This window comes from Bacillus sp. ISL-75, assembly GCF_018613095.1.
Map to the genome: position 1 here is coordinate 34,268 of NZ_JAGGQX010000048.1, position 26,541 is coordinate 60,808.

Here is a 26,541-nt window from a genome sequence, read left to right on the forward strand (position 1 = left end):
AATTATTAATTGATTGTCCCTGCTAACTGGCCTGTTGATTTCCGCTCCGGGCACTCGCTTTCCGAGGGGAGGTCCTGGAGCCTCCTCGGCGCTTTGGCGCCTCCGGGGTCTCCCGTGACCTCTCTGTCCCGCAGGAGTCGAGTGCCCTCCGCTCCAATCAACAAGGAGGCAAATTTACCTAAAGCATTGCAATATTCTTTTTCTAGCCCAACTAAATCTTCTGATATAAGTTCATCAATAGACACAAATTCATATTCACTTTGGCTAAACTCTTTTGGCTCAAACATTGATTTCACACTTATTCTTAATATTTTTTGGCTGTTTTAGAAGATAATGTTGTTATAAATCAATGATCAGATAATTAAAAAGGATATTTTGTGTAAAATTACACTTCAACATTTGAACATTCATGATATATTAATCGTCTTTTTCCTTCAATGAGCGAATTTTAGAGTTTTATGAGCGAATATTGGGTTTCAATGAGCGAATAATGAGCTTTTATGAGCGAATCTCGTGTTTTATGAGCGAGTTTAAGAAGCAACATTCTTTTAGAAAAGAGCGCATTTTTTAGAGAAGTTGAAGAGCATAAATTGAATACTACACCGTTGATTGGTGTGCAAATCAACAGACTAGTTGAAAATCCTATATATTATTATTACAAATTAACACGGTGAATTATTAAAGAATGAAAATAAAAGAAAAGGCTATCGAAAGTTTTTCGACAACCTGAGCCTTCGGTCACTTTTCCCAAGGCTTTTCCCAAGGCTTTTCTAACTGAGTTTACATTTTTCCATAAAGGTCTTCTAATGGCTTCATGATCACTTTGTTTAATTCCCCAATAACCATGCTCATCCGTTGTTCCGCTTGCATAAGCCGAGCAATTTTTTCATTTTGCTGAACGAGTCCAACGGTTGATTGTGCTTGTTGGACCTCTTGTTCAGATATATCCTGCCCCATCATTTGTTTCTGTTGCAGGTCCATTTGGATTTGACGGAACTTATCAAACATCTGTTTTGCTGCTGGATCAGCATTTACCTCTTTATAAGCTTGCTGTAGTTGGGTATATTCTTCACTTTGACGAATGGCTGTTTCTAACGCATAGGCGGAATCATATAAATTTACTGCCACTTGTGTCACTCCTTTTTAATGATGTCTAGCTCCAGCGCCGCTAAACGGGCGCTTCCGCTTTTTTATTTCGAATCAACTATAACAAACTATTCACTTAAATGCGAGAATGTTAATATCACCATCTAGATTAATGTTACATACATTACTATATCAACTAATGCCTATAAGCTCTAGGTAGAAATTGAGGAATGCTTATGTTTTTTCCAATAACTCCAATTACGATTAAACCAAGGAAACAAAAAAATAAAAATGACTGCTTTGTGCAAATGTCCAACCAATTGTTTACCAATTTACTAGTGAATCATAACCTTGACTTAAATATCAAATTAGGACACAAGACGATAAATACAAAAGTCAAAACGATTGAAATGGACCCAAATATGATGCTTATACCCGAAAATATCTTAAAAGATTTTTGTCTCCCCATTCAGGACTATAAATTTCAGGCCATCTATCAGCCTGATTTACTCACACTTGAGCTTGGGCCTGTGATTGGACTTTTAACTGATTTCCCTTCAAATGAGGAAGAGGAACCCCATTTTCGTTCTATTCATGCTTTTTGCGAAGAGCTTCATCATGGAATTACCGAGACTGGCGGCTTTTTTTATGTTTTTTCATATGATCAATTTTTAAATCGTGGGTATTACCTTATAAATGGGAAATGGAGTCCCTTCGAACATCCTTTACCAGATGTTATTTACAACCGAATCCATTCCCGCAAACTTGAACACTCTGAGCCATTCAAACATTTTCGTAAAAGACTTGAAACCTTACTGATTCCACTTTTTAATGAACGCTTTCTTTCAAAATGGGAAGTGTATAATCAAATATTTCACGAGAAACATCTCTTTCCGTTTTTACCAAAAACCAAAATTTATACAAAAGAACACTTATATGAACTTACTCAAGAATTTGAAACGGTATTTATCAAGCCAGTTCATGGCAGTCAAGGCAGAAATATTATGAAATTGAAAAAGGAAGAGGATAGCCAATTCTCTTTACAAACCTCTATCGTTGCTCTTAATGATAGATCTAGAAATAAATATCATTTAGATGAAGTCCACCACCTTATAAAGCAAATACTCCATAATCGCTTTTATATTGTTCAACAGGGGATTGAGTTAGTTACTTTTGAATCCTGTGCCATGGACTTTAGAGTCTTGTGTCACAAAAATCTAAACAACCATTGGCAAGTTACCTCGATTGTGGCAAGGGTCGCATCGGAAAATGAGTTCGTTTCTAACATTGCTAGGGGAGGAAGAATTCTCAGACCCTTAAATGTTCTACACACTTGTCTCGGCCATAAAAAATCGATAGAAGTGCTTGCACTTATGAAGGAATTAGCGCTTGAAACGGCTTCGACTATTAGTGGTTCTTCAACAGGGATAACCGGAGAATTAGGAATCGACATCGGGGTCGATCAAGAGGGACAGCTCTGGATAATAGAAGTAAACTCTAAACCTTCTAAAAACTTTGAGGATGGGTTAGGAAAAATTAGGCCGTCTGCTAAGGCGCTCATCCAATTTTGTACGTTGCTTGCATTTGAATCTACAATTGTAAAGGAGGATCATTAAATTGATTGCTTTTGGAATAATGACAGTTAGCATGGAAAGTGAACAGTCCTATATAAACGAAATCGCGAACCTTGCAGAATCCTGTGGGATGGAATGCTACCGCTTCACCCCTTCAAAAATAGATCCGCTGACACTTCAAGTAAAAGGGGAAAAATTTAATTTAACTACAAAATCCTGGGTCGACAGTGAATTTCACATTCCAACGATTATTTATGACCGTTGTTTTTACGGTGATGATGAGCATTCCAAACAATGCATTCCGATTGTATCTTGGCTAAAGACCAGAACTGACATAACCTTTTTAGGATATGGGCTGCCAAATAAACTAGAACTCTATGAAGAATTAAGAAAAACAGTTTTATCGGCTTACTTACCTGTAACTCAATCTGTTTCCGATACTAACATCGTATTAAATGAATTAACAACAAAGACAAGGATTATTTTAAAGCCCATTAACGGATCGCAAGGGAATGGCATTTACTATTTGAAAAAAAATGAAAAATCCTTTCATGTTAAAACTGAAAAACAAAAGAAGATTATTTCACGGATTTTCCCAAATGAAACGAAGCTAACCCAGTGGTTACAGTCGCTCATTTGTAATCGTCAATACTTACTGCAACCTTATCTTGAATTATCAAATAATCAACTGCAGCCCTTCGACATTCGCGTCCTACTGCAAAAAAATATGGATGGGAATTGGAGCGAATTAGGAAGAGGGATTCGTAGAGGAAATACTGGCGGTATTTTATCAAATTTAAGTGCTGGTGGGACCGTCCTCCCCTTTGCCGATTGGTCACCTTCTCTCCCACCTGCTACTAGGGAATATATTAATCAAGAATTAACATACATTCTCACCAATCTTCCTCCTCTTCTTGAAAATGCATTTTTACCATTATTTGAACTCGGAGTAGATATTGGCATAGCGAAAAATGGTTCAATCTGGATTTTGGATGTAAATTCGAAACCAGGGCGAAAAGTGCTCTTGCAAACTCAACCAGACCTTAAAGATTCTCTGAACCTAGCGCCATTGCTTTACGGGAAACACTTAACCCTGATAGATTCAAAAGAAAGGAAGAGCTATTATGAGAAAACATTATCTCATTGAAGTTGCTCAAAATGATCAATTAGTTGTTTTCTGTCCTCCATCATTTCTTAAAGATAAAGAGATCACAAGGATTGCCTTTGGTTCGAGATCCATAGAAGTTGATTTTATCCCTCACCCTGATAAGGATGACCGGGTTTCGATAAGCAGAAAAATTCAAAAAGCACTCCATTTTCCTAATTTCAACACTCCACTTCATGTCTTTTTCAATAACCATAGTCTTATTATCGGTCCACTTGTTGGTATTTTCACAGCGGGATTTACCTCACTACCTTTGGAACCTATTGGTGAAAGAACATTGTTCTTTTCAAAACTTCTATCTGTAAATAAAATGGTGGGTGCTTTACCTTTTGTATTTGGAGAACAGCATATTGATTGGGACCAAGGAATCATAGAAGGGTACATTTTTCAAAAAAATGCATGGGAGACGGTTGAAGTGCCTTTTCCTAATGTTATTTATGATCGGCTGCCCAATCGGAGAAGTGAAAATAACCCAAAATTAATTAAGGTGCGTGACCGCTTGCAAAAGGAATACCTTATTCCTTGGTATAATCCTGGATTTTTTAACAAGCTTGATATTCATGAAAGGCTTATTCATGATGACATAGTTGCAAGCTTCCTACCAGAAACACTGCCATTTACATCCTTCTCCTCAATCGAGACTATGCTTTCTACCCATGGCCATGTTTTTATTAAACCTAAAAATGGCAGTCTTGGTTTAGGTGTTCACCAAATAATATATGACAAGCACACCGATGATTATTTTTGCCGCTACCAAGATGAAAGTGGTGTAAAGCGTTTGCGAAGATTTTCAAGTTTAGAACGATTGATGGGTATCGTATTTGCCAATCAATCACTTGAAAAAATGTTGGTACAGCAGGGCATTAATTTACTCAGAAGCGAATCAAGACCAATTGATTTTCGCGTCCACACGAATAAAGATGATCTGGGAAATTGGCATGTATCAGCGATTGCAGCGAAAATTGCAGGCCCTGGCAGCGTGACCACTCATACAAGAAGCGGTGGTGATGTTAAAACACTCGAAGAAATATTCTCAGGGGATGAACGTACTTTGTATAAAGAAAGACTCTCCCATGCCGCCCTTCTTTTAAGCAGTTCTTTAGATAGGAATGTAGAAGGCATTATTGGTGAGATTGGTTTTGATTTAGGTATCGACCGAAATGGAGATGTTTGGCTCTTTGAAGCAAATTCAAAACCTGGAAGAACCATCTTTGCTCATCCCGAATTGAAAGATTTTGATTTGCTAACACGTAAATTGTCCATTGCGTTTGCTGTCTTTCTTACCGAGCAATCATTATTACACCCAGAGGAGTTATTCACATGAAAGCCAATCAAGCAGGGCCACTGATTGGTATTATGTCAGCGAGAAAATCAAATGGTTCTATTGCGGGTAATGGCCCGCTATTTATAGCATTACAAAAGAAGCTTATTTCACTTGATGGAATAAGCTTTGTCTTTACTCCGGAAGATGTAGATACAGATCTTATTACTGGCTATACCTATTTACCTGATAAAAATCACTGGGTTAAAGAAATATTCCCCTATCCAAACCTGGTTTATAATCGGGTGCCTTTCCGAAAGTCAGAACAAAGTAAGCAATACCAACGTTTTTTTTCGATTTTAAAGGAGAAAAATATCCCTTTTTTCAATCCATGTTTTATCGATAAATTTGAGTTATATGAATTACTTAAAACCCATCCGTTTTTGCAAACCTTTTTGCCGCAAACAATCCTCATCCAGCAAAAAAAGGACTTGATCACTTTTCTGCAGAAGCAGATAAGCATATATTTAAAACCTGCGCAATCATCAAAAGGAAAAGGGATTTTCCGCTTAAAGTTGATGGGTTCTTCCAAGGTTCAATTAGAAGGAATCTATCTTCAGGAAATTTATAAATCCTTTAATCATTTTTGGGAGAACTGGGGCAAGGAGCTACTTGAGAAAAACTACCTAGCCCAAGAGGAAATAACATCAGCTGAATACGAAGGTAATCGTTTCGACTTTCGTATCCTTGCACACGCAGATGAAGGTAAGTATATTTTAACTGGGATTGGGATTAGGCAATCACAAGAACAAGGAATTACTACTCATATACCCTCTGGTGGGAGGCTCTTGCCCTATGAAATTTTGCATTCTGAAAAGCATGATCAATTTATTGAAACAATTATCCCTTATATTGGAAGGGCATTATCTGAACGATTTGGCTATTTTGGTGAATTTTCCATCGACGCTGGGGTAAGTAAAACGGGGCAGTACTATATTTACGAGGTAAATTCCAAACCTATGAGCTTTGACGAACACGAAATAGAAGAAAAGAAAATTGAGCAACTTTGCCGCTTATTCCTCCAACTCTCAACTTATCAGAACTGATGAAAAAATTGACAGAAAATTCTATTTAAAAAATCTCCCAAACAAGTTAAGCTAATAGTAAGTAAATTAAAAGGGGGATTTCACGATGTTAATGCACTTTCAATTCAAGCCATTATTTGAAAATAAAAATATTCCGGGATGGAATTTTTCCTTTTATCATAAAAAGCAAAGAGTCACAGGAATTTATCATCAAACAGGGAATATAGAATGGACAACAAATGTACCTGAACGAGATGAGATCGAGGCATTATCAAGCCAAATCCATGAGCTGATGCTTTACCATGTTTATGAATAATGTAATGCCGGGATCTTTAAAGTGTATGAAAACTCACCTTTTCCACAAACTAGAAATAGTTTACGGAAAGGGATGATGGTTATGGATAAAGGAAAAGACAAGGTAACGGATTTAGGTTCTGCTTATGAAGGTAGAGATAAGGTGTTCATGGATGTGGACCGGATGATTAACGAAGGCATGTCTGGTGGTTCTGTCCATTCACGCCATGATACAACTAATATCGAAGAAGCCCATGAGTTACTAGAAGAACAACCACCCTATGAATGCGATTAATCTTTATAACCACCATATATGAGAGGCTAGCCCGGATTAACAAAAGGCTAGCCTTTATTTTTTCTTGCTTTTATCAACTACTGGTATAATAAATGAATCAAGTAAATATTAAAAAACGGGGAAATCAACCATGTTAAAAAAATTATTGTCTATTTATGAGAATTCCATTTTATTTCCAGTTAAGCCAGTGAATCCCTCTGAACAATTTTATATCTTCTATAATGAGATTGAAAACGAATGGATCGCTATTCCTAAAGCAGTGGTAACTGAAAAGGAATTAACCCTTCTTAAAACAATTTACCAATTAGTTGAATATAAAAATCCTTCGAGCAATTCCACTGCGAAGGGATGGGATACCTATTTATTATTAGATGGTCCTCTCCCGACTTGTAAACCTGAGACGTATCTTCGTTTCATTCAGTTTCAATTTAACAGCGATGATACGATTCAAAGCGAAATTGAGTCTGCATTAAAAGGTTTTTTTTCTGAAGAAGTCATAGTCATCTGGGAAAACAGCAATCGAGGTATTGTCATTGAAGCAGGCAGCGCAATTGCTCTGACAGAAGAAGATTTGATTTCAATGACTGAAACATTAGAAAGCGATTTTTATGTAAAAATTTCTATTTTTTTCGGAAAGTTCCATCTTTTTTCCAATCAACTCCGCGCAAAATATCTTCAGGAGAAAGAATACTTCTCTTTTGGGATTTCGAATCTTGTGAACCACTTGAATATCTTTACATTTGAGCGTGTTTTCCCAGCCTATTTAGCTTTTCACTTGCCGGCTGATTTAAAACAAATGGTCAATCAAGTAATCTTTGGGGTCTTTACTGAAGACACAGAGATGTATTCAACAATAAAAGTCTTTCTTGAGAATAATTTAAATGCCAGCTTAACGGCAAAAAAATTGTATATTCATAGAAATACACTTCAATACCGGATCGATAAATTCATCGATAAATCTGGAATCCAATTAAAGGATTTTTACGGTGCCTTTACAGTGTTTTTAGCGTGTTTACTATTTGAGCAGAGTCAAGCAAAGTAACAATCTGCCCAAAAAAGCGCTTTCAATCTTTGTGCACTCTGTCCATACTGATTTTTGGCCTCTAATTGTACAATATTGTTAACAAGATAAAGGGAGGAATTACTAATGGCAGAGTTAAAATTAGATCACATTTATAAAATTTATGATAATAAAGTAACCGCTGTTCAAGACTTCAATTTACATATTGAGGATAAAGAATTTATCGTATTTGTTGGACCATCTGGGTGCGGAAAATCTACTACACTTCGAATGATTGCTGGTCTTGAAGATATTTCAAAAGGTGATTTTTACATTGATGGTAAAAGAGTGAACGACGTAGCACCGAAAGATCGTGATATCGCCATGGTTTTCCAAAACTACGCTCTTTATCCACACATGACGGTATATGATAACATGGCATTCGGTTTAAAACTGCGCAAGTTCCCTAAAGATGAAATTGATCGTCGTGTACAAGATGCTGCAAAAATTCTTGGTTTAGAGGCTTACTTAACCCGTAAACCTAAAGCTCTATCAGGTGGACAGCGTCAGCGTGTTGCATTAGGACGTGCCATTGTCCGTGATGCAAAGGTATTCTTAATGGATGAACCTTTATCAAATCTAGACGCAAAGCTTCGTGTTCAAATGCGTGCAGAAATTGCAAAACTTCACCGCCGTCTAGATACAACTACTATCTATGTTACGCACGATCAAACTGAAGCAATGACAATGGCTACTCGACTAGTTGTTATGAAGGATGGTGTCATTCAACAAGTTGGTTCACCTAAAGAAGTGTATGAAAAGCCTGAGAATGTCTTTGTCGGTGGCTTTATCGGCTCTCCAGCAATGAACTTCTTTAACGGAAAACTAGAAGATGGAAAATTTGTGATTGGAAAAACATCTATAGCCGTTCCAGAAGGAAAAATGAAATATCTTCGTGAACAAGGCTATGTTGGAAAATCAATCATTCTTGGAACTCGCCCTGAAGATATTCATGATGAGCCAGTTTTCATTGATGCGTCTGCAGGTACAAAAATTAATGCTAACGTTGATGTTGCAGAGTTAACTGGTGCAGAATTAATGATCTATTCAAGTATTGGCGGCCAAGATTTCGTAGCCCGCGTTGATTCCCGTGGAGATATTCATCCTGGCGATACTTTAGAACTAGCATTTGATATGAACAAAGCACATTTCTTTGATGTTGAAACAGAATCACGAATCCGCCCATAATAAGAACCGATAAGCCCCGTTCACGAAACGGGGCTTATTCTTTTATAAAAAATACTTCTTCTTTATTACAGGAAGGACATCGATACACATGGGGACACTTTTGACCTGAATTTGTATCAGGATACCCATCCTCCATCTTCATAAGGTCTATTTCCATGTATGGACTATAATCATCATAAAAATCCATAAGACGTCCATTCTCCGTCATAGGCTCACCGCAACTTGTACATAATAAGTAAGCTTCCCGAAAACCATTACATACTGGGCATACTGACATCCTATTCACCCTTTTTTTAGTTGATAATCTTAGTTTGTGTTAACTTGCATACCATATGTAGTGGAATCAATTACCAATTAAATTCTCGAATAAGTCTTTCCGTTTTAATCATAATAAGTATTACAAAGCAAGCAACACCTACTTACAACGATGGATGAAACCAAAAAGGGTAATAGCCGGTGCAAATCCGACTCATCCAACCAACCAAAAGACAATGAATGAATCTCCAATTTGTAGAAGCTTATCAAAGGTATCATTGATAACATGGGTTAGGCCAAGGCGGCAATGGTTTAAACTCCATTATGGTTCAACTCCATACTGACCCCAAACTTATTAAGAGGAGTGTTATTCAACTATGGCAAGTAACAACAACTCTAATCAACTTCTAGTACCAGGCGTCGAGCAAGCTCTTAGTCAAATGAAGTATGAAATTGCTTCAGAATTTGGTGTAAATCTTGGTGCTGACACTACTTCACGTGCCAACGGATCTGTTGGAGGAGAAATTACAAAGCGTCTTGTAGCAATGGCTGAGTCTCAACTTGGCGGATTCCAACGCTAATTTTTAGAAAAACCCAGTAAATACAAATAAATATTATGGCTAAGCCCCTTCCTTTTGGAGGGGGCTTTCATTTTGTTTAAATCATATTTTCAGGCATGACCCATTTTGAAAACTGTTCTTCTGTAACATAACCTATTTTTATAGCCGCTTCCCTTAATGAGCAATTATCTTTATAAGCAAGTTTGGCAATTTCTGCTGCCTTTTCATAGCCAATATGAGGATTTAACGCTGTAACCAACATCAAAGATCGGTTTACATGCTCTTTGATCATCTCTTCATTGGCTTGAAGACCTATGGCACAATTTTTATTAAAAGAAATAATTCCATCCGAAAGGAGCCTGATTGATTGGATAAAATTATTAATTATAACTGGTTTAAACACATTTAACTCAAAATTCCCTTGGCTTGCCGCAAAACCGATGGAGCAATCATTCCCAAAAACCTGGCACGCAATCATCGTCAACGCTTCACTCTGAGTAGGATTAACCTTGCCCGGCATAATTGAGCTCCCTGGCTCATTTGCGGGTATGCTAAGTTCACCGATTCCACTGCGCGGCCCACTAGCAAGCCAACGGACATCATTAGCCATTTTCATTAAATCAGCTGCCAAAGCTTTTAGCGCCCCATGAACATGAACAATTTCATCGTGACTTGTTAATGCGTGAAATTTATTTCCAGAGGAACGGAATGGATAACCTGTGAGCATGGAAATCTGCTCGGCAGCCTTGTCTCCAAACTGTGAGGGAGCATTGATTCCTGTACCAACCGCTGTCCCTCCTATCGCCAAATCAAGCAGATACTGGCTTGCCTCTGTTATCATCCTTTCACATTTTTCAAGCATTACCCGCCATCCGCTGATCTCTTGTCCCAGCGTTAGTGGTGTTGCATCCTGCAAATGAGTTCTCCCTATTTTGATTATTTTTGAAAAATCCTTCTCTTTTACAAGCAGCGTGTTTTTTAATTCTGAAATAGCAGGAAGGAGATCCTCAACTATTTTTGTATAGGCAGCAATATGCATTGCTGTTGGAAAGGTGTCATTGGAGCTTTGCGACATATTGACATCATCATTCGGATGGATTTTTTCAAGATTGGCATCTTGCTCTTTTAAATATTCATTCGCCCGATTGGCAATGACTTCATTGACGTTCATATTGGATTGAGTACCACTGCCTGTTTGCCAAACTACCAATGGGAAATGTTCATCTATCTCTCCGTTATGAATAGAATCACATACTTTTATGATTGCTTTCATTTTCCTTTCGCTGAGTTTTCCTAATTGAAAATTGACGATTGCGGCAGCTTTTTTAATAAAAACCAGTCCATAAATTAATTCCAATGGCATCTTTTCGGTGCCAATTTTAAAATTTTCTTTACTTCGTTGTGTTTGCGCACCCCAATATTTATCCACTGGCACACGAACCTCACCAAGCGTATCTTTTTCGATTCGATAATTCTCCACGTGTCATCCACACCTCACAAATTCGTATACTTCAATATATATACCCATTTCTATCCATTTTATTAAACTATTTACAATTTACTTATATAAAAAAACTGCAGACACTTGTCTGCAGTTAATAATTTAATGTTTAATGATTGTATATCCGATATAATAAGAAAGGATTAAAAAACTACCGATCAATAGTACTACTGAATACTCTGACATATACATCCCACCCCGATATTATTAAATACTTAAACATTTTTAAAATATCACAAGCGGCGGGTTTGACAAGTGATGATTATTACACATTATTGACTAAGAGGTGAACTTTTTGTGAACATTTGCCTATTTGGTGCAACGGGTAGGGTAGGCTCCATCATTTTAGAAAATGCTTTGTCCCAGCAACATTCTATAACTACACTAGTGAGAGATATGAAAAAGCTAAATAGTAATGGTGCAGGTCTTGAGGTTAAGACAGGTAATGTACTAAATGAGACAGATATTGCTAATAGCTTAACTGGTTCAGATGTGGTCATTAGTGCATTAAATACAGATGGCACCACTACTCTGTCTGGATCGATGCCATTAATCATTAAACATATGAAAGAGCAGGAAATAAGCCGAATTATTACAATTGGTACAGCAGGAATTCTGCAGGCTCGTTCTGCCACACATTTATATCGATTTCAATCCTCTGAGTCGAAACGGAAAAGCACTCGTGATGCGGAGGAACACTTAAAAGCCTATTTAATGCTAAAAGATTCTGGACTTGATTGGACGGTTGTATGTCCTACCTACTTACCTGTGGGTGAAAGAAAAGGATATTACAGGTACGAAAAAGACTTTCTACCTGATCATCCTTCTTCCATCTCGATTTATGATACGGCTGATTTTGCATTTAAGCAGCTTATTAACAAACAATTTATCGGCTCGCGAGTGGGACTTACTTATTGAAAAAAGACCCCTTAACACACTTCGTTAGGGGTTCACTACTTCTTAACGACCTATCTCTCTAATATTGTTTTTCCTATCCTGCCAGATCTGTGCTGCCCTGCTGAAGTTGGTACATCTGATAATATTTTCCCTTATTCCCCATCAATTCATCATGTGATCCCTTTTCAACGATCGTCCCTCGACCCAATACAATTATTTGATCGGCATTTCGAATCGTTGATAACCGGTGGGCAATGATAAAGGTTGTTCTCCCTTTTTTCAGGACATCCATAGCCTCTTGAATCACTGCTTCTGTCTCTGTATCAATACTAGAAGTGGCTTCGTCAAGAATTAGAATCGCAGGATTAAAGCTAAGCGCGCGGGCAAAAGAAATTAACTGCCGCTGCCCGCTCGAAAGGGTGCTTCCTTTCTCAAGAACAGGTTCGTCATACCCATTTTCTAAATTTTTGAATACCTTTTCTGCTCCAACATCCTTTAATGCTTTCTCGATTTTTTCTTTTGTAATCGAAGGATCATTAAGACTTACATTGGAAGCAATCGTTCCTGTAAATAGATAGGGATCCTGTAAAACGATGCCCATATGATTTCGGATCGTTTGACGTGGGATGGATTCAATATCCCTTCCATCAATCGTAATTTTCCCCTTTTGACAATCATAAAACCGAAAAAGTAAATTCATGATCGAACTTTTTCCAGAACCTGTATGACCAACGAGGGCAACTGTTTCACCTTGCTTCGCTTCAAAATCAATATTCTTTAGCACGAATTCTCCTTCTTTGTATCCAAACGAAACATGATCAAATCTTACATTCCCTTTAAAACGAGCAATCCGCTCACCACTAACATTTTCCCCTGGCTCATCCATCAACTTGAATACTCGTTCACCGGCCACAAGTGCCTGCTCTAAATTAGCCAATTGATTGACAATCCCCTGAACAGGTTGGAAAAGACGGTTGATGTAATCAACAAAGGCATATAGCATCCCAAGTGATAGGATAGTAGAAGTATTCAGTGCCTGGCCGCCGAAATACCAAATAAATGCCACAAAAATGAGATTTCTTAATATCCCAACCAGATTATGAGAGGTTAATGCATTTAAACTTAATAGCTTATTCTGGTACGAAAAATGCTCATGGTTTAGTTTTTCAAAATCTGCTTTTGTTTCTTTTTCGCGACTGAACGCCTGAATAATACTCATCCCTTGGATGGACTCATTGATGGTTGCATTTATATCGCTATTCCTAGACCGGATGACACGGTTATATTTAGAAGCATACTTCCGGTATATTAGCATCCATGCATATAGAATTGGCAATAATAACAAACAAATCGCTGCAAGCTTTACATTCAAAATAAACAAGGCAACATATATTCCTGTAATATATATGGCACTAGTAAAAAAGGTAGCAAGAACAGTAACATATAACTCCCGGATTGCTTCTGTATCATTCGTGATTCTTGCTACCACTTTACCCGCAGGCAAATTATCAAAATAATTAATCGGCAGCCGTTGTATCTGACCATAGACATCTTCTCGCATTTTTTGAATGATACGGTTGGCTGATTTTTGTAATAAAAAACGTTCTCCGTATTGAAAAACGGCTGATACAACCAAGAGTCCAAAATAGATGGTCAATAGTTGAAAGATAGCTGGAATCTCTGGCTGGTAAAAGGATAATATTTCAGACCTCTTTAGGGTTTTCGCCTGATACTCTGCCTTTCGTCCATCTTTTTTAATCTCCAAAATTCCTTCTTTTAAGCTTCTCTTCCCATCAAATTCAAGTCTTTGGTCAATGAAAACGAACTTGGAACCGACTTGCAAAATTTGAATTTGTTTTCCCTCTTGTTCTGATATAGATAAATACTTTTCTCTTGTGTAAAATTTACCGTCATAATTCACTGCCCGATTGCCACTTGCCGTTTCATACCAAACAGATTCAATCCCTAATACATGCTGATCAATAATATTCTTAGCAATAAAAGGTCCTGCAAGGTCGGTTCCGACAGAAATAGTCAGCATGAGCAATGCCGCTATAATAATTTTTTTATAAGTAAAGGCGTACTTAGTTAATCGCTTCCCAGTTGTCATGCTGATACCCCCTCCTCTACCTTACCTGCAATCTGTTGGCGGATAAATTGTTCCTTATACCACCCACCTTGTTCAATCAGTTGTTCATGTGTCCCCTCTTCAACAATTCTGCCTTCATCTAGAACGATAATATGGTCTGCATGCTCGATAGCAGACATTCGGTGAGTGGTAATAATCGTTGTTTTATCTGTTCTTACCAAGCGGATATTATCAATAATTTGTTTTTCTGTTTTCGCATCAACGGCTGATAAGGAATCATCGAGAATAAGGATTTCTGGATTTTTGATTAGCGCGCGGGCAATCGAGATACGTTGTTTTTGTCCTCCTGATAAGGCCACACCCTTTTCACCTACCATCGTAGCTAATCCTTCCGGAAGCATTTCAAGATCCTTACGGAACGCCGCTAAATCTATGGCTGTTTCTAACTCTTCGTCGCTGGCATCTGTCCTGCCGAAAAGAATATTGTCTTTCAAACTTCGAGAAAACAGGACATGATCTTGGGGCACATAACCAATCCAGTTGCGGACTTGATTCAAGGTTTGTTCCTCTAATGATACCCCTGAAATAGATACCTCACCGGTCCCAAGTGGATATTGCCTTAATAACTGCTTAATAAAGGTGGTCTTTCCTGATCCTGTTTTACCTACAATTCCTAATGTTTGCCCCTGAAGAAGTTTAACATCCACATTTTTTAGATTGTCATTTTTAGAAGATGGATACCTGAAGGTTGCCTTTTGATAATCCATACGATCCACAGTAGCGATTGCAACAGGTTCGAGTGGATTGCTGACTTCTTCCTTATAATTAAGTGTCTCATTCACACGGTCTAGTGAGGCATTCCCTCTTTGCATCACATTGATTAACTCACCAATAGCAAACATTGGCCATATCAGCATCCCTAAATACACATTAAAGGAAACCAGATTGCCTAATGTAATCGTTTGATGGAAAACCAAATAAGCACCATACCCGAGACCAATTAAATAGCTTATTCCTACAAGCACCTTTATCGTGGGATCAAATAAGGCATCAATTTTTGCAACCCTAATATTCTTATGATAAACATCCTCCGTGAGTTGATGAAACCGATTACTATCGGCCACTTCTTGAACATAAGCACGGATGACCCTAACTCCTGCGACAGATTCAAGCACACGGTCATTCAATTCACCAAAGGCATCCTGAGCTTCCATAAAGCGAGTATGAATTCTTTTTCCATAAATTTTCATTAAAATGGCCATAAATGGCAGCGGGATAATGGCCGCTAATGTTAACTTCCAGCTAATGAAAAGTCCCATTGTCAACAGCAAGGTTAACATCCAGACGCTAGAATCCACTAGAGTTAGGATCCCAAAACCTGCTGTAATGGAGATGGCTTTTAAATCATTTGTAGCACGTGCCATTAAGTCCCCTGTTCGATTTTTTTCATAAAATCCCGGGGTCATTTTTAATAAGTGCTCTACAAATCGAGACCTGAGTTTCCTTTCAACGAGGAAGGCTCCCCCAAATAAACGATACATCCATATATATGTGATTGCGTAGGATGACACCATGATTAATAAAAGGATACCGAGGTACCTGAGAATTTTCTGTTTACTTATAATACCGACATGAATATCATCAATCGCCATTCCAATTAATTTTGGCGGCATCACATCCAATATACCGACTAAAATTAATAGTGTTATTGCGATCAAATATCGTTGCCAATTTTCTCTAAAAAACCAACTTAATTTTTTTAATACCGCAAACATAACTGTCTGCCCCCTTATGTTTTACTATCCGCCTTCTAGCGCCTCCGTTGTATTTCCAATCCTGACTAATTCTAAATTTTCCATAAAATTTACCTCCCTTAAGCACTTTTATCTATAAAAAAAGACATACCGCAGTAGTGCAGTATGCCTCCTTTTAAAAAAAGGGACTAAAAAACACACATTACGTATCAAAAAAACGCAACCTGTGTTTTTGTCATTTATTAATTTTCGCGTCTAAAATTAACAGGAAAATTCTTCAGGACAGGTTACATTCAAATATTCAATTGGTAAAAAAGCTTGATTGAATTTAATCATTTTTGTAACCCTCCCTTTCCTTTTTTTTCCTCTTTCGTTAGATTATCATCAGTTTATTTAAAAGTCAATTCCCATTTTTCAGAATTGTTTTATCTATTGTCTATTACGATAAAAATATTAGTTACCCTTACCATTCCCTTTATTCTTCCACCTCTTCTTCCACTTTTCCTTTTGCTTATTCCACTTCTCTTCCCATTTTTGAACCTCATTATTAAAGTTCTCTTGAATATTACCTCGTTTCTTCGCCTCTTCTTCCTGCCTTTTCTTCTCTATCAATGAAGCAATATGTGGGACATTAAAGCTTTCCGATGGCGCATTCTTTAGTGCCTCCGTCATCACTTCACGAAAAACAACCGCCGAACCTTTATTACTTAATGGAGTTACATAATGATTAGCATCTGTTTTATCATAGCCAACCCAGATGGCTCCAACCAGCTGTGGTGTATAACCGACAAACCATTGGTCCTTTACACCATTGATGCCCTTGATTGGAACCTGAGTTGAACCTGTTTTCCCTGCCGTTTCGCGGCCCTGTATTTGTGCAGCACTTCCTGTTCCTTGTTCAACTACACCAAGGAGCATTGTCGTCATATTATCGGTAACAGCTTTTGTAGTGACTCGCTCCTTTTTGGTTTTCCACTCAGCGATTACATTCCCGTCTGCATCCACAATTTTCTTGATTGCATGGGTCTTCACTCTTACACCATGATTAGGAAAAACAGCAAAGGCTTCCGCCATGTTCAGGGGAGAGACTCCTTTATGCAAGCCTCCCAAGGCAAGGGATAGATTGCGGTCATTTTTGTCCAATGAAATTCCAAACCTTTTAATAGAATCTAATCCTTCTTCGATCCCCAGCTCATTTAATAACCATACAGCTGAAACATTTTTTGATTCTTTAACGGCTTCATACATCGGCACTTCTCCAGCATATTGATGATCGTAATTACTCGGTTGATAATCGCCAAAAGTCATCGGTTCGTCTTTTAACATATCAGAAATTCCCCAGCCATTTTCCAGTGCAGGTGTATAAACAGCTAATGGCTTAAAGGAGGATCCTGGCTGTGCTTCTAATTGTGAAGCACGATTATAGCCCCTAAAGGTGTGTTTCCCTCGACCGCCAACAATGGCCCTGATCCCGCCTGTCTTTGGATCAACTAATACTCCGCCACTCTGTATAAGGCGATCTTTTCCTTCTGGAAATAACGCATCATTTTGAAACGTTTTTTCCATGGCAGTTTGCATCGTTGGTTCCAGCTCTGTATAAATTTGAAAGCCGCCTGTTAGTAATTCATCCTGTGATAATCCATATTGGTTGATTGCTTCATCTAATACCTGATCAACATAGTATGGGAATTTACCTCGGAACGGGTCCCCTCCCCTATCGTTCAAAACCACTTTTTCATGCTTCGCCTTCCCATATTGCTGACTCGAAATATACCCTTGTTTTCGCATTTGAGTTAATACTAGATTTCGCCTTTCAGTCGCTTTCTCCATATGTTCGTACGGATTTAAGGCAGATGGCGCTTTAATTAACCCTGCGAGTAAGGCAGATTCACTGATTGATAGGTCTTTCACTTCTTTGGCAAAATATTTGCTGGCGGCAGTTTTTATTCCCCATGCACCATTTCCAAAGTAGATTTGATTTAAATACATTTGGAGGATTTCGGGTTTCGAATACTCCCGTTCAATCTGCAGTGCTAAAAAAACTTCCTCCATCTTCCTGTTTAAAGTTTTTTGTGATGTAAGAAGAGTATTCTTTGTCAATTGTTGAGTAATGGTACTGCCGCCTTCGACCATTCCCCCTGCTTTTAAGTCACGGATGAGTGCCCTAGAGGTTCCAATTAGATCGACACCCTTATGTTGATAAAACCGATGATCCTCAATGGCAATGATGGCATTTTTCATTGAATCAGGGACCTGCTTGATTGAGACGCCTTCATTTTTATTGGCCGATACTTTACTTGCTACATCCTCTTTTACATCATAAAACACGGTTGCTTGGGGCAGCTCGTTTTTAAGTCCAGAAATATCTGCATCCATGGAAAAATAATAAAGAAGACCGAAAAAACTTAAGACGAGAACCAATACTGATAGCACTATTATTTGTAGTAAGTGCCACTTTTTCCAATTTGTAAAAATGGCACTAACTTTATCTTTAAATACCAAATGAAAAACATCCTTTAACTGTAATCTTAACAGGTATACCTTTTTGTTATGGGGTTGATTTTATGATGGTTTTCTATGAAAGATAACTCCACCGATTAGTATTCCACAAAAAAGAAAAAAGATGGGCAGAATTCCCATCTTTTCAATGTCTATTATTCATTTTTTGTCATTTCTTTAAAGCGTTGTCTTGAAAGCTTTTCATCAATACTGCTAAAGATGCGGTAATTTCTTTCATCTAAGATGCGAAAATGTTTACTTATAATATTTTGTTGAAGAATATAACTGTTTTTCTTTGATAATACTCTCCACCAGATCCTGCCGCCAAATGTTTTTGATTTACGAATATCTATTCCTTCGCGGGCAACCGTTTCTAACACTTCGAGCGGTTCATTTCCAAATAAGAATTGGACTGTTTCCGTTTCACGAAAAAGAGCGCAAATCGAAACAGCGGTAGACCAGTTGGCAAGAACTCTGCCTTTCTCAATTTGAACAAGTGTTTTCTTTGAGACACCAATGATTTCTGCCATTTTATCCTGAGTATAACCTGCCTCGGTTCGTATGAGACGAAGTTTTTCAGAAACCTGCATCATAATTTCATCCCTGGTCACGTTCAGCCCTTCCTTCAATTGCAACTAGTGTAATTTTACACTAGATTGTCGTATCATTCAAATATTAACATAAAAAAACTGCTACCTCATGGATAGCAGTCTTGTAATAATTATTGTATTCTAGGAGGGATGCCGCACTTGCTAGAACATGAATCTTTCAAATCACATGTGCCGCATTTTCCCTTTTTCGATTTATTAATAAACCTGACCAAGGCCCAGCTCGCGTATCCAAAAATAGCTGCCCCTATCAAAATATTGGCAATCATTTGCTCCACCTCTTTTAAGAATTACACAAGTCCAAACAGTTTGCCACCTTGATAGATAATCAAAGAGAGGACATACGCAATAGCAAATGCATAGATCATTGAAAAAGCTGTCCATTTCTTTGAATTCGTTTCTTTATAGATTGTTGCAACCGTCGCTAAGCATGGAATATATAACAATATAAAAACCATAAAACTATAAGCTGCAAGCGGTGTATAATAATCTGCCAATAACCCTTGCAGACTTGCATCGTTCGGAACAAAATAGATGATATTCATGGTAGAAATAATTGCCTCTTTTGCCAAGAATCCAGTAATTAACGATGCGGATGCCTGCCATGTTCCAAAACCAATCGGATCAAAAATTGGCGCAATAACATTCCCAATTGCCGCTAAATAACTATCATCCATGTCAACCTTTAAACCATTGGGACCCGCATATGATAGCAGCCAGATAAAGACAGAACCAGCAAAAATAAATGTTCCAGCCTTTCTTACAAATCCTTTCCCTTTATCCCATGTACTTCTCCAAAGTGATTGAAATTGGGGCAGTCGGTAGGGTGGCAGTTCAATAACAAATAATGAAGTTTCTGATTTAAGTACAGTAGAAGAAAAGACTTTTGCCAAGGTTAACGCAACAATGATGCCAAGTACATACAGGCTAAGGACAACCAATGCCTTATTTCCTGCAAAAAACGCTCCAACGAATAATGCATATACCGGTAATCGTGCCGAGCAAGACATTAATGGGGTTAGTAAAATGGTTAACAGCCTCTCCCTTGGTGTTTCAATTGTTCTTGCTGCCATTATTCCTGGTACATTGCAGCCAAAACCAATCATCATTGGGATAAATGCCTTCCCATTTAAGCCAACTGATTCCATAATCCGGTCCATTACTAATGCGACTCGAGCCATGTACCCTGAATCTTCTAATAAAGATATAAAAAAGAAGAGGATAAAAATTTGCGGTACAAAGACGAGAACCCCGCCTACCCCTGCAACTAAGCCTTCAATAATTAACGCATGAATAAAATCGGAAGCATGGATAGCAGTTAATACCTTCTCAAATCCTGCCGTAATCGGCCCGGTTAAAAATCCATCCAAAAGATCAGATAATGGGGTTCCGAGCCAATCAAAAGTCAACATAAACATAAAATACATGAGCAACAAGAAAATTGGCATTCCTAAAAAGCGATTCGTTACGATACTGTCAATTTTTTCAGAGAGAGGAATATCCGAATTACTTTTCCTAGCAACTTCAGCGAAAATCTTCTCAATTACTTCTTTTCTTTTTTGATAAATATAGTTGGCTAAAGATTTTACACCATATTGTTTTGTTTCTGTGCTATTGATTCAAGATTTGCCGTAATAGAAGTTAGTTTAGTTACATCTACAATGCTATTTAAATAGTCTCTGACATATTCATTTTCTTCAAAATATTGGATCGCTAGAAAGCGTGCAGAAAGTTCGGTTTTTCCATTTAACATACCGGTCAATGTCACAATCGCTTCTTCGACCTCTTTACCGTAGTAAACGAGGTTCTTTTTGACAGGCTGGATTGATTTTGTTGAGATGACATCTACTAGTTTATCACAGCCTTTACCGCTTCTTGCCACCACCGGAACAACTGGCACCCCGAGAAACTTTGAAAGCTTTCCTGCATCTATTTGAATCCCAAGGAAAAAATAAACTGAGTGATGCTAGATTTTATTCTTATTGTCCCATATGATTCTAGTATTATGATTAAAATGGGAAGTAACACTTTTTATGATAAAATAAAGAAGGATTTTTGCTTTAATCATCGAATTTACTCTGTAAGCAGTTTTGTCAATAGCATAGGGGGAAAACGGCATGTCCACGGAAAACCAAACGGATTTAATTGACTATTTTAATCAAAATAAACAGAAATTGATTCAAGAATGGGAAAATGCTATTGTTACCACTAAAGCAGACCCTTTTAAATTGAAGATTCATGTAAACGGAGCCGCCTTACTCGAAGCTTTGCTTAATATGCATAAAATGACTAAGCAAGAGCTTTTAAACATTATCGAAAAGCTAGCCATAGAAGTTTCGGAAGAAAGAGTATTGGCTGATATCAACCTTGGAGATTTTGTTTATAATGTAAATCTTGGGAGAACAGTTTTATACAGCTATTTAGGTAACACTGGGATCCCATGGTCAGATATGCAAGAAGCGTTAAACAAGATAAATTTTTGCTTCGATAAATTTTTATACTATGCTGTTTCACATTACTCTGAAGCAAAAAACAAAATCATCGAAGAAAAAACAATGCACATCGATTCTACCCATCAGGATCGATTAACACTACTTGGCCAGATGACATCAAGCTTTATTCATGAGTTTAGGAACCCACTAACATCTGTTCAAGGATTTATCCAATTGCTGAAAGCTGATTATCCGGATATGAAATATTTAGATATCATTTCAAGTGAATTGGATCAACTTAATTTTCGTATTTCGCAATTCTTACTTTTATCAAAAAAGGAGTTAATTGGAAAAGAAAAAGATGACTTCAATTTAAATAAATTAATTGATGAAGTATTAAACTTTCTATATCCAAGCATTCTCGATGGAAAAGTAAAAATAAGAAAAGAATTAAGAGAAGATATTACTCTTAATGGGTATGCGGATGAAATTAGGCAGGTATTAATTAACATCATATTTAATGCGATTGATGTATTAAATCATGATGAGAATCCCACTCCAACAATTGAGATCAATAGCAGTCTCAAAAATCAGTCCATCAAAATCAATATTTCCAATAATGGACCCGTGATCCCAGCTGAACTTAGAAAATCTATTTTCGAACCATTTTTCACGACCAAAAAACTGGGTACAGGTCTTGGTTTGTTTGTATGTAAAGAAATTATTGAAAAACATAAAGGGAATTTAGAATGTGATTCCACTCCTGATAAAACTACATTTTCGATTAGCTTACCAGTCACAGCCATCCCTAGTGGCAATGAACAAGGTCATTCATAGTCCTATTATCCAATCCCACTTTCATTAAAGCAGGGATTTTTTTATTTCTCTTCAATATATCTTCCAATATAAACTCCTGTTGCATATGATGAACTAAAATTTTTTATCAGGAGATTAGGCCAATGTTTACATTAAAGGTTGATAATGAAATTGAGCTCCAGTTGTTTCAGCAGCATCACGCCTTAAGGCTGTATCAGCTAGTTGAGGAGAATCGTGAACATTTACGTGAATGGATGCCATGGGTAGAAAGCATGAACTCCCCTTATCAATTTGAGTCCATTATTCCTGTATGGCTATCCCAATTTGCAGATAATAGCGGTTTAAACGTAGGGATTCTCTATAAAGGTGAGCTAGTTGGCTCGATTGGATTACATCAAATTGATTGGCATAACCGTATGACAAGTATCGGCTATTATCTTTCCAAAAATGCAGAAGGTCATGGGATCATGACACGTTCAGTCAATTCCCTTATAAACTATGCCTTTTTCACATTAGGATTAAACCGTGTTGAAATTCGCTGTGGTATAAAAAACAAAAAAAGCCGTGCGATTCCTGAGAGACTCGGTTTTGTAAAGGAAGGGATCATTAGAGACGGTGAACAATTGTATGGACAATATCATGATCTTTTTGTTTATAGCATGCTTGCCCGCGACTGGAATAAAAGAATTGCCTATTAATAAATCTAATTACATCGCTACATACTGCCTATTGGCAGTATTTTTTATGGGGAGATTTGCTTATAGAATTTTTTTTTGAAATAATGTATACAGTACAACGTAAGTGAGGTGGCAAACCTTACCTTTTGTAAGGTGATAAATGATTTGGATGAATGTAATTTTAATTGTTATCCTAATAGCCTTTACCGCACTTTTTGTCGCTTCTGAATTTGCGATGGTAAAGGTTCGAACAACAAGAATTGATCAATTACTGTCAGAAGGAAACCCCAAAGCGGAAGCAGCAAAGAAAGTCATTTCTAATTTGGATGGATATTTATCAGCTACTCAGGTTGGAATTACAATCATCTCCCTAATATTAGGATGGCTAGGTGAGCCCACTATTCGAAAGCTGCTAGATCCCGTTTTTGAATGGATTCAATTACCAATATCTTTAAAACACATTATCTCGTTTATCATTGCTTTTATTGCTATAACCTATTTCCATGTTGTAATTGGAGAATTATCCCCAAAAACGATAGCGATTCAAAAGGCAGAAGAAATCCTCTTGTTTTTTGCACGACCGTTAATCATATTTTATAAGCTGATGTATCCATTTATTTGGATTCTTAATCGTTCCGCCAGATTTGTTACTGGGCTTTTCGGAATACAACCAGCTTCTGAGCACGATATCGTCCTTTCGGAAGAAGAACTGCGTTTAATCCTTTCTCAAAGCTATGAGAGTGGGGAAATAAATCAATCTGAATACCGTTATATGAACCGAATTTTTGAATTTGATAACCGGATTGCAAAAGAAATTATGGTTCCGAGAACTGAGCTTGTAACTCTATCCAGGGATGCCTCAATGGAAGAAATTATTGAAATAGTCAAGGAAGAAAAATACACTAGATATCCCCTTATTGATGGTGACAAAGATAATATTTTAGGTGTTGTTAATATTAAAGAGGTCTTAACCGATTGTATTCAGCAAAAATGTACCGGCGAAAGACCGCTTATCCCTTATCTTAAGCCAGTCATTCATGTCATTGAAACAATTCCCATTCAGGAACTACTAGTCAAACTGCAAAAAAACCGTTCACACATGGCCGTTTTATCTGATGAATATGGAGGGACAGCAGGAATTGTCACGGTCGAAGATATTCTTGAAGAAATTGTTGGTGAAATACGGGATGAATTTGACTTGGATGAACTCCCACTGGTTCAGAAAAAAGCAGATAGTCATTTTATTTTGGATGGTAAAGTACTAATAAGCGAAGTAAACGATCTACTGGGCACATCACTTGATGAGCAAGATGTAGACACGATTGGGGGTTGGTTTTTAACACAAAAGTTTGATGTACATAAAGGTGATTCCATCGAAAACGACGGATTTGTATTCCAAATTAATGAGATAGAAGGTCACCATATCTTATATATTGAAGTATATAAAGCAAAAACAGAACAAAAAAAAGTGGAAGTGGCTCCTGAATAGGAGCCACTATTATTTTAGATAATTTTTGTAATATTTCGTCTTTACTGTTCATATTCACTATGTTTTCCCATAAAATATAGTTATCAACCAATATACTAACCAGAACGTTTGACTGTACGGTTCAAATTCTTTATAATTATTGTTAATTTACAAAATTGTCGAGGTGGTATAATGACCATTAGACGAGATTAGCAGAAAACTAGATATAAGTTTATTTTGATACGAGTTAATTTTTTTTATTAAACTGGGAGGTGACTCCTTACCTGTCTAAAAACGGGCTAAGGGAACTTATTTGGACATATTTAACTTGGTTATTATAGCCATTTTAATTGCTTTAACTGCTTTTTTTGTAGCTTCAGAATTTGCTATTATCAGAGTAAGAAGCTCAAGAATTGATCAGTTAATCGAAGACGGAAATTCGAGTGCTGTGACTGCTAAACGAGTGATTTCGAATCTAGATGAATACCTTTCTGCCTGTCAGTTAGGAATTACCATTACTGCCCTTGGATTAGGTTGGCTTGGTGAATCGACATTTGAAAAGATCCTTCACCCTATTTTTAAAGGCCTGCATATTCCCGAAAGTTTTAACCAAATATTATCTGTGGGCTTTGCATTTGCAGCGATTACATTTTTACATGTAGTAATTGGTGAACTTGCACCTAAAACATTGGCGATCCAGAAAGCAGAATGGATTACCCTGATGATGTCACGTCCGCTCATCCTTTTTTATAAGGTGATGTATCCTGTAATTTGGCTGCTTAATGGTTCTGCTCGAATTACAACACGTTTTTTTGGGCTTAAGCCTGTTTCTGAAAACGAAATCGCCCATACAGAGGAAGAGCTTCGAATTATTCTATCTGAAAGCTACAAAAGTGGTGAAATTAACCAATCAGAGTTTAAGTATGTAAATAAAATTTTTGAATTTGATAACCGTATTGCCAAAGAAGTTATGGTCCCTAGAACGGAAATCGTTTCCTTATCTAAGGATGATACATTAGAGACTTTTCTTCAGGTTTTACGTGAAGAAAAATTCACACGGTATCCCATCATTGATGGTGATAAGGATCATATAATTGGGCTTATTAATATAAAAGAAGTTATGACTGATTTAATTGGTAATGAAAAACTAGCTGAACGGACTCTAGAAAACTATACACGACCTATAATTAGAGTAATAGAAACGATTCCTATCCATGACTTATTAGTAAAAATGCAAAAAGACCGTGTCCATATGGCGATTTTAATGGACGAATATGGCGGTACTTCCGGGCTGGTTACTGTTGAGGATATCTTAGAAGAAATTGTTGGGGAAATTCGTGACGAATTCGATATGGATGAAATTCCAGAGATTCGCAAAATTAAGGAAAACCATTATATTATCGATTCTAAAGTATTAGTTAGTGAGGTCAATGATTTATTGGGAGTGGAGATTGACGATGAAGATGTCGATACGATTGGCGGTTGGATTCTAACCGAAAATTACGAAGCAAAAGAAGGAGACATCCTACTTCATGATACCTATTCCTTTAAAATTCTCGATATGGAAGAGCACCATATTAAATATATTGAGGTCACTAAAAATGCCAATAATGGTGAGGCAACTAGCCAACAATTATCAATCTCCAATTCAGAAGTGCTATCTTAAAAAAATTCCTAAACCAGATCGTTTTCCGGTCTGGTTTTTTTGTGGAGAAAAAAACGATCAGATTCAGGCTGTCGGAAACTTTCGACAGCCTCTTATTTTCTACAATAACTTTAACAATTCACCGCGTTAATTCGTTATAATATTATTAATATAGTCTTTGCAACATGTCTGTTATTTGCGCTCCAGGCACTTCGCTTTCCGCGGGCGTGCCGGGGAGCCTCCTCGTCGCTATGCTGAGGCCACTGAAAAAGTCCGATTTTTAAAATAAAGCGTTTAATATTTCGATTCAATCGAAATATTGAACGCTTTTT

Annotated in this window: 22 protein-coding genes and 1 pseudogene; 14 read left to right on the forward strand and 9 right to left on the reverse strand. The window is 37.3% G+C overall.

Going from position 1 to position 26,541, the window contains the following annotated elements; translation table 11 throughout:
- Positions 1-5: 5 nt before the first annotated feature.
- Positions 6-287, reverse strand: coding sequence for a hypothetical protein (locus tag J7E63_RS19220; RefSeq protein WP_215015297.1), 282 nt, complete (start codon positions 285-287; stop codon positions 6-8).
- A gap of 493 nt (positions 288-780) precedes the next feature.
- On the reverse strand, positions 781-1,128 hold the full coding sequence (locus J7E63_RS19225) for a YlbF/YmcA family competence regulator (protein ID WP_168242412.1): 348 nt from the start codon (positions 1,126-1,128) through the stop codon (positions 781-783).
- Between the two features lie 194 nt (positions 1,129-1,322).
- Here J7E63_RS19225 and J7E63_RS19230 point away from each other — a divergent pair, with 194 nt between their 5' ends.
- From J7E63_RS19230 to J7E63_RS19270, 9 genes are all read left to right on the forward strand, one after another.
- Positions 1,323-2,702, forward strand: a complete 1,380-nt coding sequence (locus J7E63_RS19230; RefSeq protein WP_215015248.1) for a YheC/YheD family endospore coat-associated protein — start codon at positions 1,323-1,325, stop codon at positions 2,700-2,702.
- 1 nt (position 2,703) lies between these two features.
- Complete coding sequence (locus J7E63_RS19235; protein ID WP_215015250.1) at positions 2,704-3,807, forward strand: YheC/YheD family endospore coat-associated protein; 1,104 nt, start codon at positions 2,704-2,706, stop codon at positions 3,805-3,807.
- Entirely contained in the window at positions 3,785-5,149 is a 1,365-nt protein-coding gene (locus J7E63_RS19240) for a YheC/YheD family endospore coat-associated protein (protein WP_215015252.1), read from the forward strand. The genes J7E63_RS19235 and J7E63_RS19240 overlap by 23 nt, the downstream gene beginning before the upstream one ends.
- Entirely contained in the window at positions 5,146-6,192 is a 1,047-nt protein-coding gene (locus J7E63_RS19245; RefSeq protein ID WP_215015254.1) for a YheC/YheD family endospore coat-associated protein, read from the forward strand. The genes J7E63_RS19240 and J7E63_RS19245 overlap by 4 nt, the downstream gene beginning before the upstream one ends.
- 85 nt (positions 6,193-6,277) lie before the next feature.
- Entirely contained in the window at positions 6,278-6,487 is a 210-nt protein-coding gene (locus tag J7E63_RS19250) for a YheE family protein (RefSeq protein WP_088085981.1), read from the forward strand.
- An 81-nt stretch (positions 6,488-6,568) separates the two neighbouring features.
- Positions 6,569-6,760 carry a hypothetical protein gene (locus J7E63_RS19255; RefSeq protein WP_215015295.1) on the forward strand — a complete coding sequence of 64 codons (192 nt, stop codon included), beginning with the start codon at positions 6,569-6,571 and terminating at the stop codon, positions 6,758-6,760.
- 130 nt (positions 6,761-6,890) lie between these two features.
- The gene (locus J7E63_RS19260; RefSeq protein ID WP_215015256.1) at positions 6,891-7,802 is read left to right on the forward strand and encodes a PucR family transcriptional regulator; all 912 of its coding nucleotides are present in this window, start codon (positions 6,891-6,893) and stop codon (positions 7,800-7,802) included.
- Positions 7,803-7,907: 105 nt separating this feature from the next.
- The gene (locus J7E63_RS19265; RefSeq protein WP_088085978.1) at positions 7,908-9,008 is read left to right on the forward strand and encodes an ABC transporter ATP-binding protein; all 1,101 of its coding nucleotides are present in this window, start codon (positions 7,908-7,910) and stop codon (positions 9,006-9,008) included.
- 632 nt (positions 9,009-9,640) lie between these two features.
- Positions 9,641-9,844: an alpha/beta-type small acid-soluble spore protein gene (locus J7E63_RS19270; RefSeq protein ID WP_026566044.1), complete on the forward strand. Its 204-nt coding sequence runs from the start codon at positions 9,641-9,643 to the stop codon at positions 9,842-9,844.
- 76 nt (positions 9,845-9,920) lie between these two features.
- On the opposite strand, the gene fumC is transcribed toward J7E63_RS19270, so the two are convergent.
- Entirely contained in the window at positions 9,921-11,303 is a 1,383-nt protein-coding gene (gene fumC, locus J7E63_RS19275) for a class II fumarate hydratase (protein WP_215015258.1), read from the reverse strand.
- Between the two features lie 318 nt (positions 11,304-11,621).
- Between fumC and J7E63_RS19280 the strand changes: the two genes are divergently transcribed.
- Positions 11,622-12,242, forward strand: coding sequence for an NAD(P)-dependent oxidoreductase (locus tag J7E63_RS19280; RefSeq protein WP_215015260.1), 621 nt, complete (start codon positions 11,622-11,624; stop codon positions 12,240-12,242).
- Positions 12,243-12,315: 73 nt separating this feature from the next.
- Here J7E63_RS19280 and J7E63_RS19285 read toward each other — a convergent pair whose 3' ends face one another.
- The 6 genes and pseudogenes from J7E63_RS19285 to feoB form a co-directional block, all read right to left on the reverse strand.
- Positions 12,316-14,331, reverse strand: a complete 2,016-nt coding sequence (locus J7E63_RS19285; RefSeq protein ID WP_215015262.1) for an ABC transporter ATP-binding protein — start codon at positions 14,329-14,331, stop codon at positions 12,316-12,318.
- Positions 14,328-16,085 carry an ABC transporter ATP-binding protein gene (locus J7E63_RS19290; RefSeq protein ID WP_215015273.1) on the reverse strand — a complete coding sequence of 586 codons (1,758 nt, stop codon included), beginning with the start codon at positions 16,083-16,085 and terminating at the stop codon, positions 14,328-14,330. The genes J7E63_RS19285 and J7E63_RS19290 overlap by 4 nt, the downstream gene beginning before the upstream one ends.
- Positions 16,086-16,517: 432 nt before the next feature.
- Positions 16,518-18,566 carry a transglycosylase domain-containing protein gene (locus J7E63_RS19295; RefSeq protein ID WP_215015275.1) on the reverse strand — a complete coding sequence of 683 codons (2,049 nt, stop codon included), beginning with the start codon at positions 18,564-18,566 and terminating at the stop codon, positions 16,518-16,520.
- Between the two features lie 152 nt (positions 18,567-18,718).
- Positions 18,719-19,174: a helix-turn-helix transcriptional regulator gene (locus tag J7E63_RS19300; protein ID WP_215015277.1), complete on the reverse strand. Its 456-nt coding sequence runs from the start codon at positions 19,172-19,174 to the stop codon at positions 18,719-18,721.
- A gap of 110 nt (positions 19,175-19,284) precedes the next feature.
- Positions 19,285-19,440, reverse strand: coding sequence for a FeoB-associated Cys-rich membrane protein (locus tag J7E63_RS19305; RefSeq protein ID WP_215015279.1), 156 nt, complete (start codon positions 19,438-19,440; stop codon positions 19,285-19,287).
- A 21-nt stretch (positions 19,441-19,461) separates the two neighbouring features.
- A pseudogene (feoB, locus tag J7E63_RS19310) lies at positions 19,462-21,113 on the reverse strand (ferrous iron transport protein B); the annotation flags it as partial.
- A gap of 175 nt (positions 21,114-21,288) precedes the next feature.
- Between feoB and J7E63_RS19315 the strand changes: the two are divergent.
- The 4 genes from J7E63_RS19315 (at position 21,289) to J7E63_RS19330 (ending at position 26,230) form a co-directional block, all read left to right on the forward strand.
- On the forward strand, positions 21,289-22,440 hold the full coding sequence (locus J7E63_RS19315) for a histidine kinase N-terminal domain-containing protein (RefSeq protein ID WP_215015281.1): 1,152 nt from the start codon (positions 21,289-21,291) through the stop codon (positions 22,438-22,440).
- Between the two features lie 122 nt (positions 22,441-22,562).
- A complete protein-coding gene (locus J7E63_RS19320; protein WP_215015283.1) occupies positions 22,563-23,117 on the forward strand; it encodes a GNAT family N-acetyltransferase in 555 nt (184 codons plus the stop codon).
- A gap of 139 nt (positions 23,118-23,256) precedes the next feature.
- Positions 23,257-24,585, forward strand: coding sequence for a hemolysin family protein (locus J7E63_RS19325; RefSeq protein WP_215015285.1), 1,329 nt, complete (start codon positions 23,257-23,259; stop codon positions 24,583-24,585).
- A gap of 292 nt (positions 24,586-24,877) precedes the next feature.
- Complete coding sequence (locus J7E63_RS19330) at positions 24,878-26,230, forward strand: hemolysin family protein (RefSeq protein ID WP_215015287.1); 1,353 nt, start codon at positions 24,878-24,880, stop codon at positions 26,228-26,230.
- Positions 26,231-26,541 lie beyond the last annotated feature (311 nt).

What these genes read in the sequence shown, in the direction of transcription:
- J7E63_RS19265 (WP_088085978.1), top strand. Translation starts at nt 7,908, where the DNA reads ATGGCAGAGTTAAAATTAGATCACATTTATAAAATTTATGATAATAAA.
- J7E63_RS19240 (WP_215015252.1), top strand. Translation starts at nt 3,785, where the DNA reads ATGAGAAAACATTATCTCATTGAAGTTGCTCAAAATGATCAATTAGTT.
- J7E63_RS19270 (WP_026566044.1), top strand. Translation starts at nt 9,641, where the DNA reads ATGGCAAGTAACAACAACTCTAATCAACTTCTAGTACCAGGCGTCGAG.
- J7E63_RS19245 (WP_215015254.1), top strand. Translation starts at nt 5,146, where the DNA reads ATGAAAGCCAATCAAGCAGGGCCACTGATTGGTATTATGTCAGCGAGA.
- J7E63_RS19260 (WP_215015256.1), top strand. Translation starts at nt 6,891, where the DNA reads ATGTTAAAAAAATTATTGTCTATTTATGAGAATTCCATTTTATTTCCA.
- J7E63_RS19305 (WP_215015279.1), bottom strand. Translation starts at nt 19,440, where the DNA reads ATGATTGCCAATATTTTGATAGGGGCAGCTATTTTTGGATACGCGAGC.
- J7E63_RS19220 (WP_215015297.1), bottom strand. Translation starts at nt 287, where the DNA reads ATGTTTGAGCCAAAAGAGTTTAGCCAAAGTGAATATGAATTTGTGTCT.
- J7E63_RS19290 (WP_215015273.1), bottom strand. Translation starts at nt 16,085, where the DNA reads ATGTTTGCGGTATTAAAAAAATTAAGTTGGTTTTTTAGAGAAAATTGG.
- J7E63_RS19230 (WP_215015248.1), top strand. Translation starts at nt 1,323, where the DNA reads ATGTTTTTTCCAATAACTCCAATTACGATTAAACCAAGGAAACAAAAA.
- J7E63_RS19315 (WP_215015281.1), top strand. Translation starts at nt 21,289, where the DNA reads ATGTCCACGGAAAACCAAACGGATTTAATTGACTATTTTAATCAAAAT.
- J7E63_RS19250 (WP_088085981.1), top strand. Translation starts at nt 6,278, where the DNA reads ATGTTAATGCACTTTCAATTCAAGCCATTATTTGAAAATAAAAATATT.
- J7E63_RS19255 (WP_215015295.1), top strand. Translation starts at nt 6,569, where the DNA reads ATGGATAAAGGAAAAGACAAGGTAACGGATTTAGGTTCTGCTTATGAA.
- J7E63_RS19320 (WP_215015283.1), top strand. Translation starts at nt 22,563, where the DNA reads ATGTTTACATTAAAGGTTGATAATGAAATTGAGCTCCAGTTGTTTCAG.
- J7E63_RS19325 (WP_215015285.1), top strand. Translation starts at nt 23,257, where the DNA reads ATGATTTGGATGAATGTAATTTTAATTGTTATCCTAATAGCCTTTACC.
- J7E63_RS19285 (WP_215015262.1), bottom strand. Translation starts at nt 14,331, where the DNA reads ATGACAACTGGGAAGCGATTAACTAAGTACGCCTTTACTTATAAAAAA.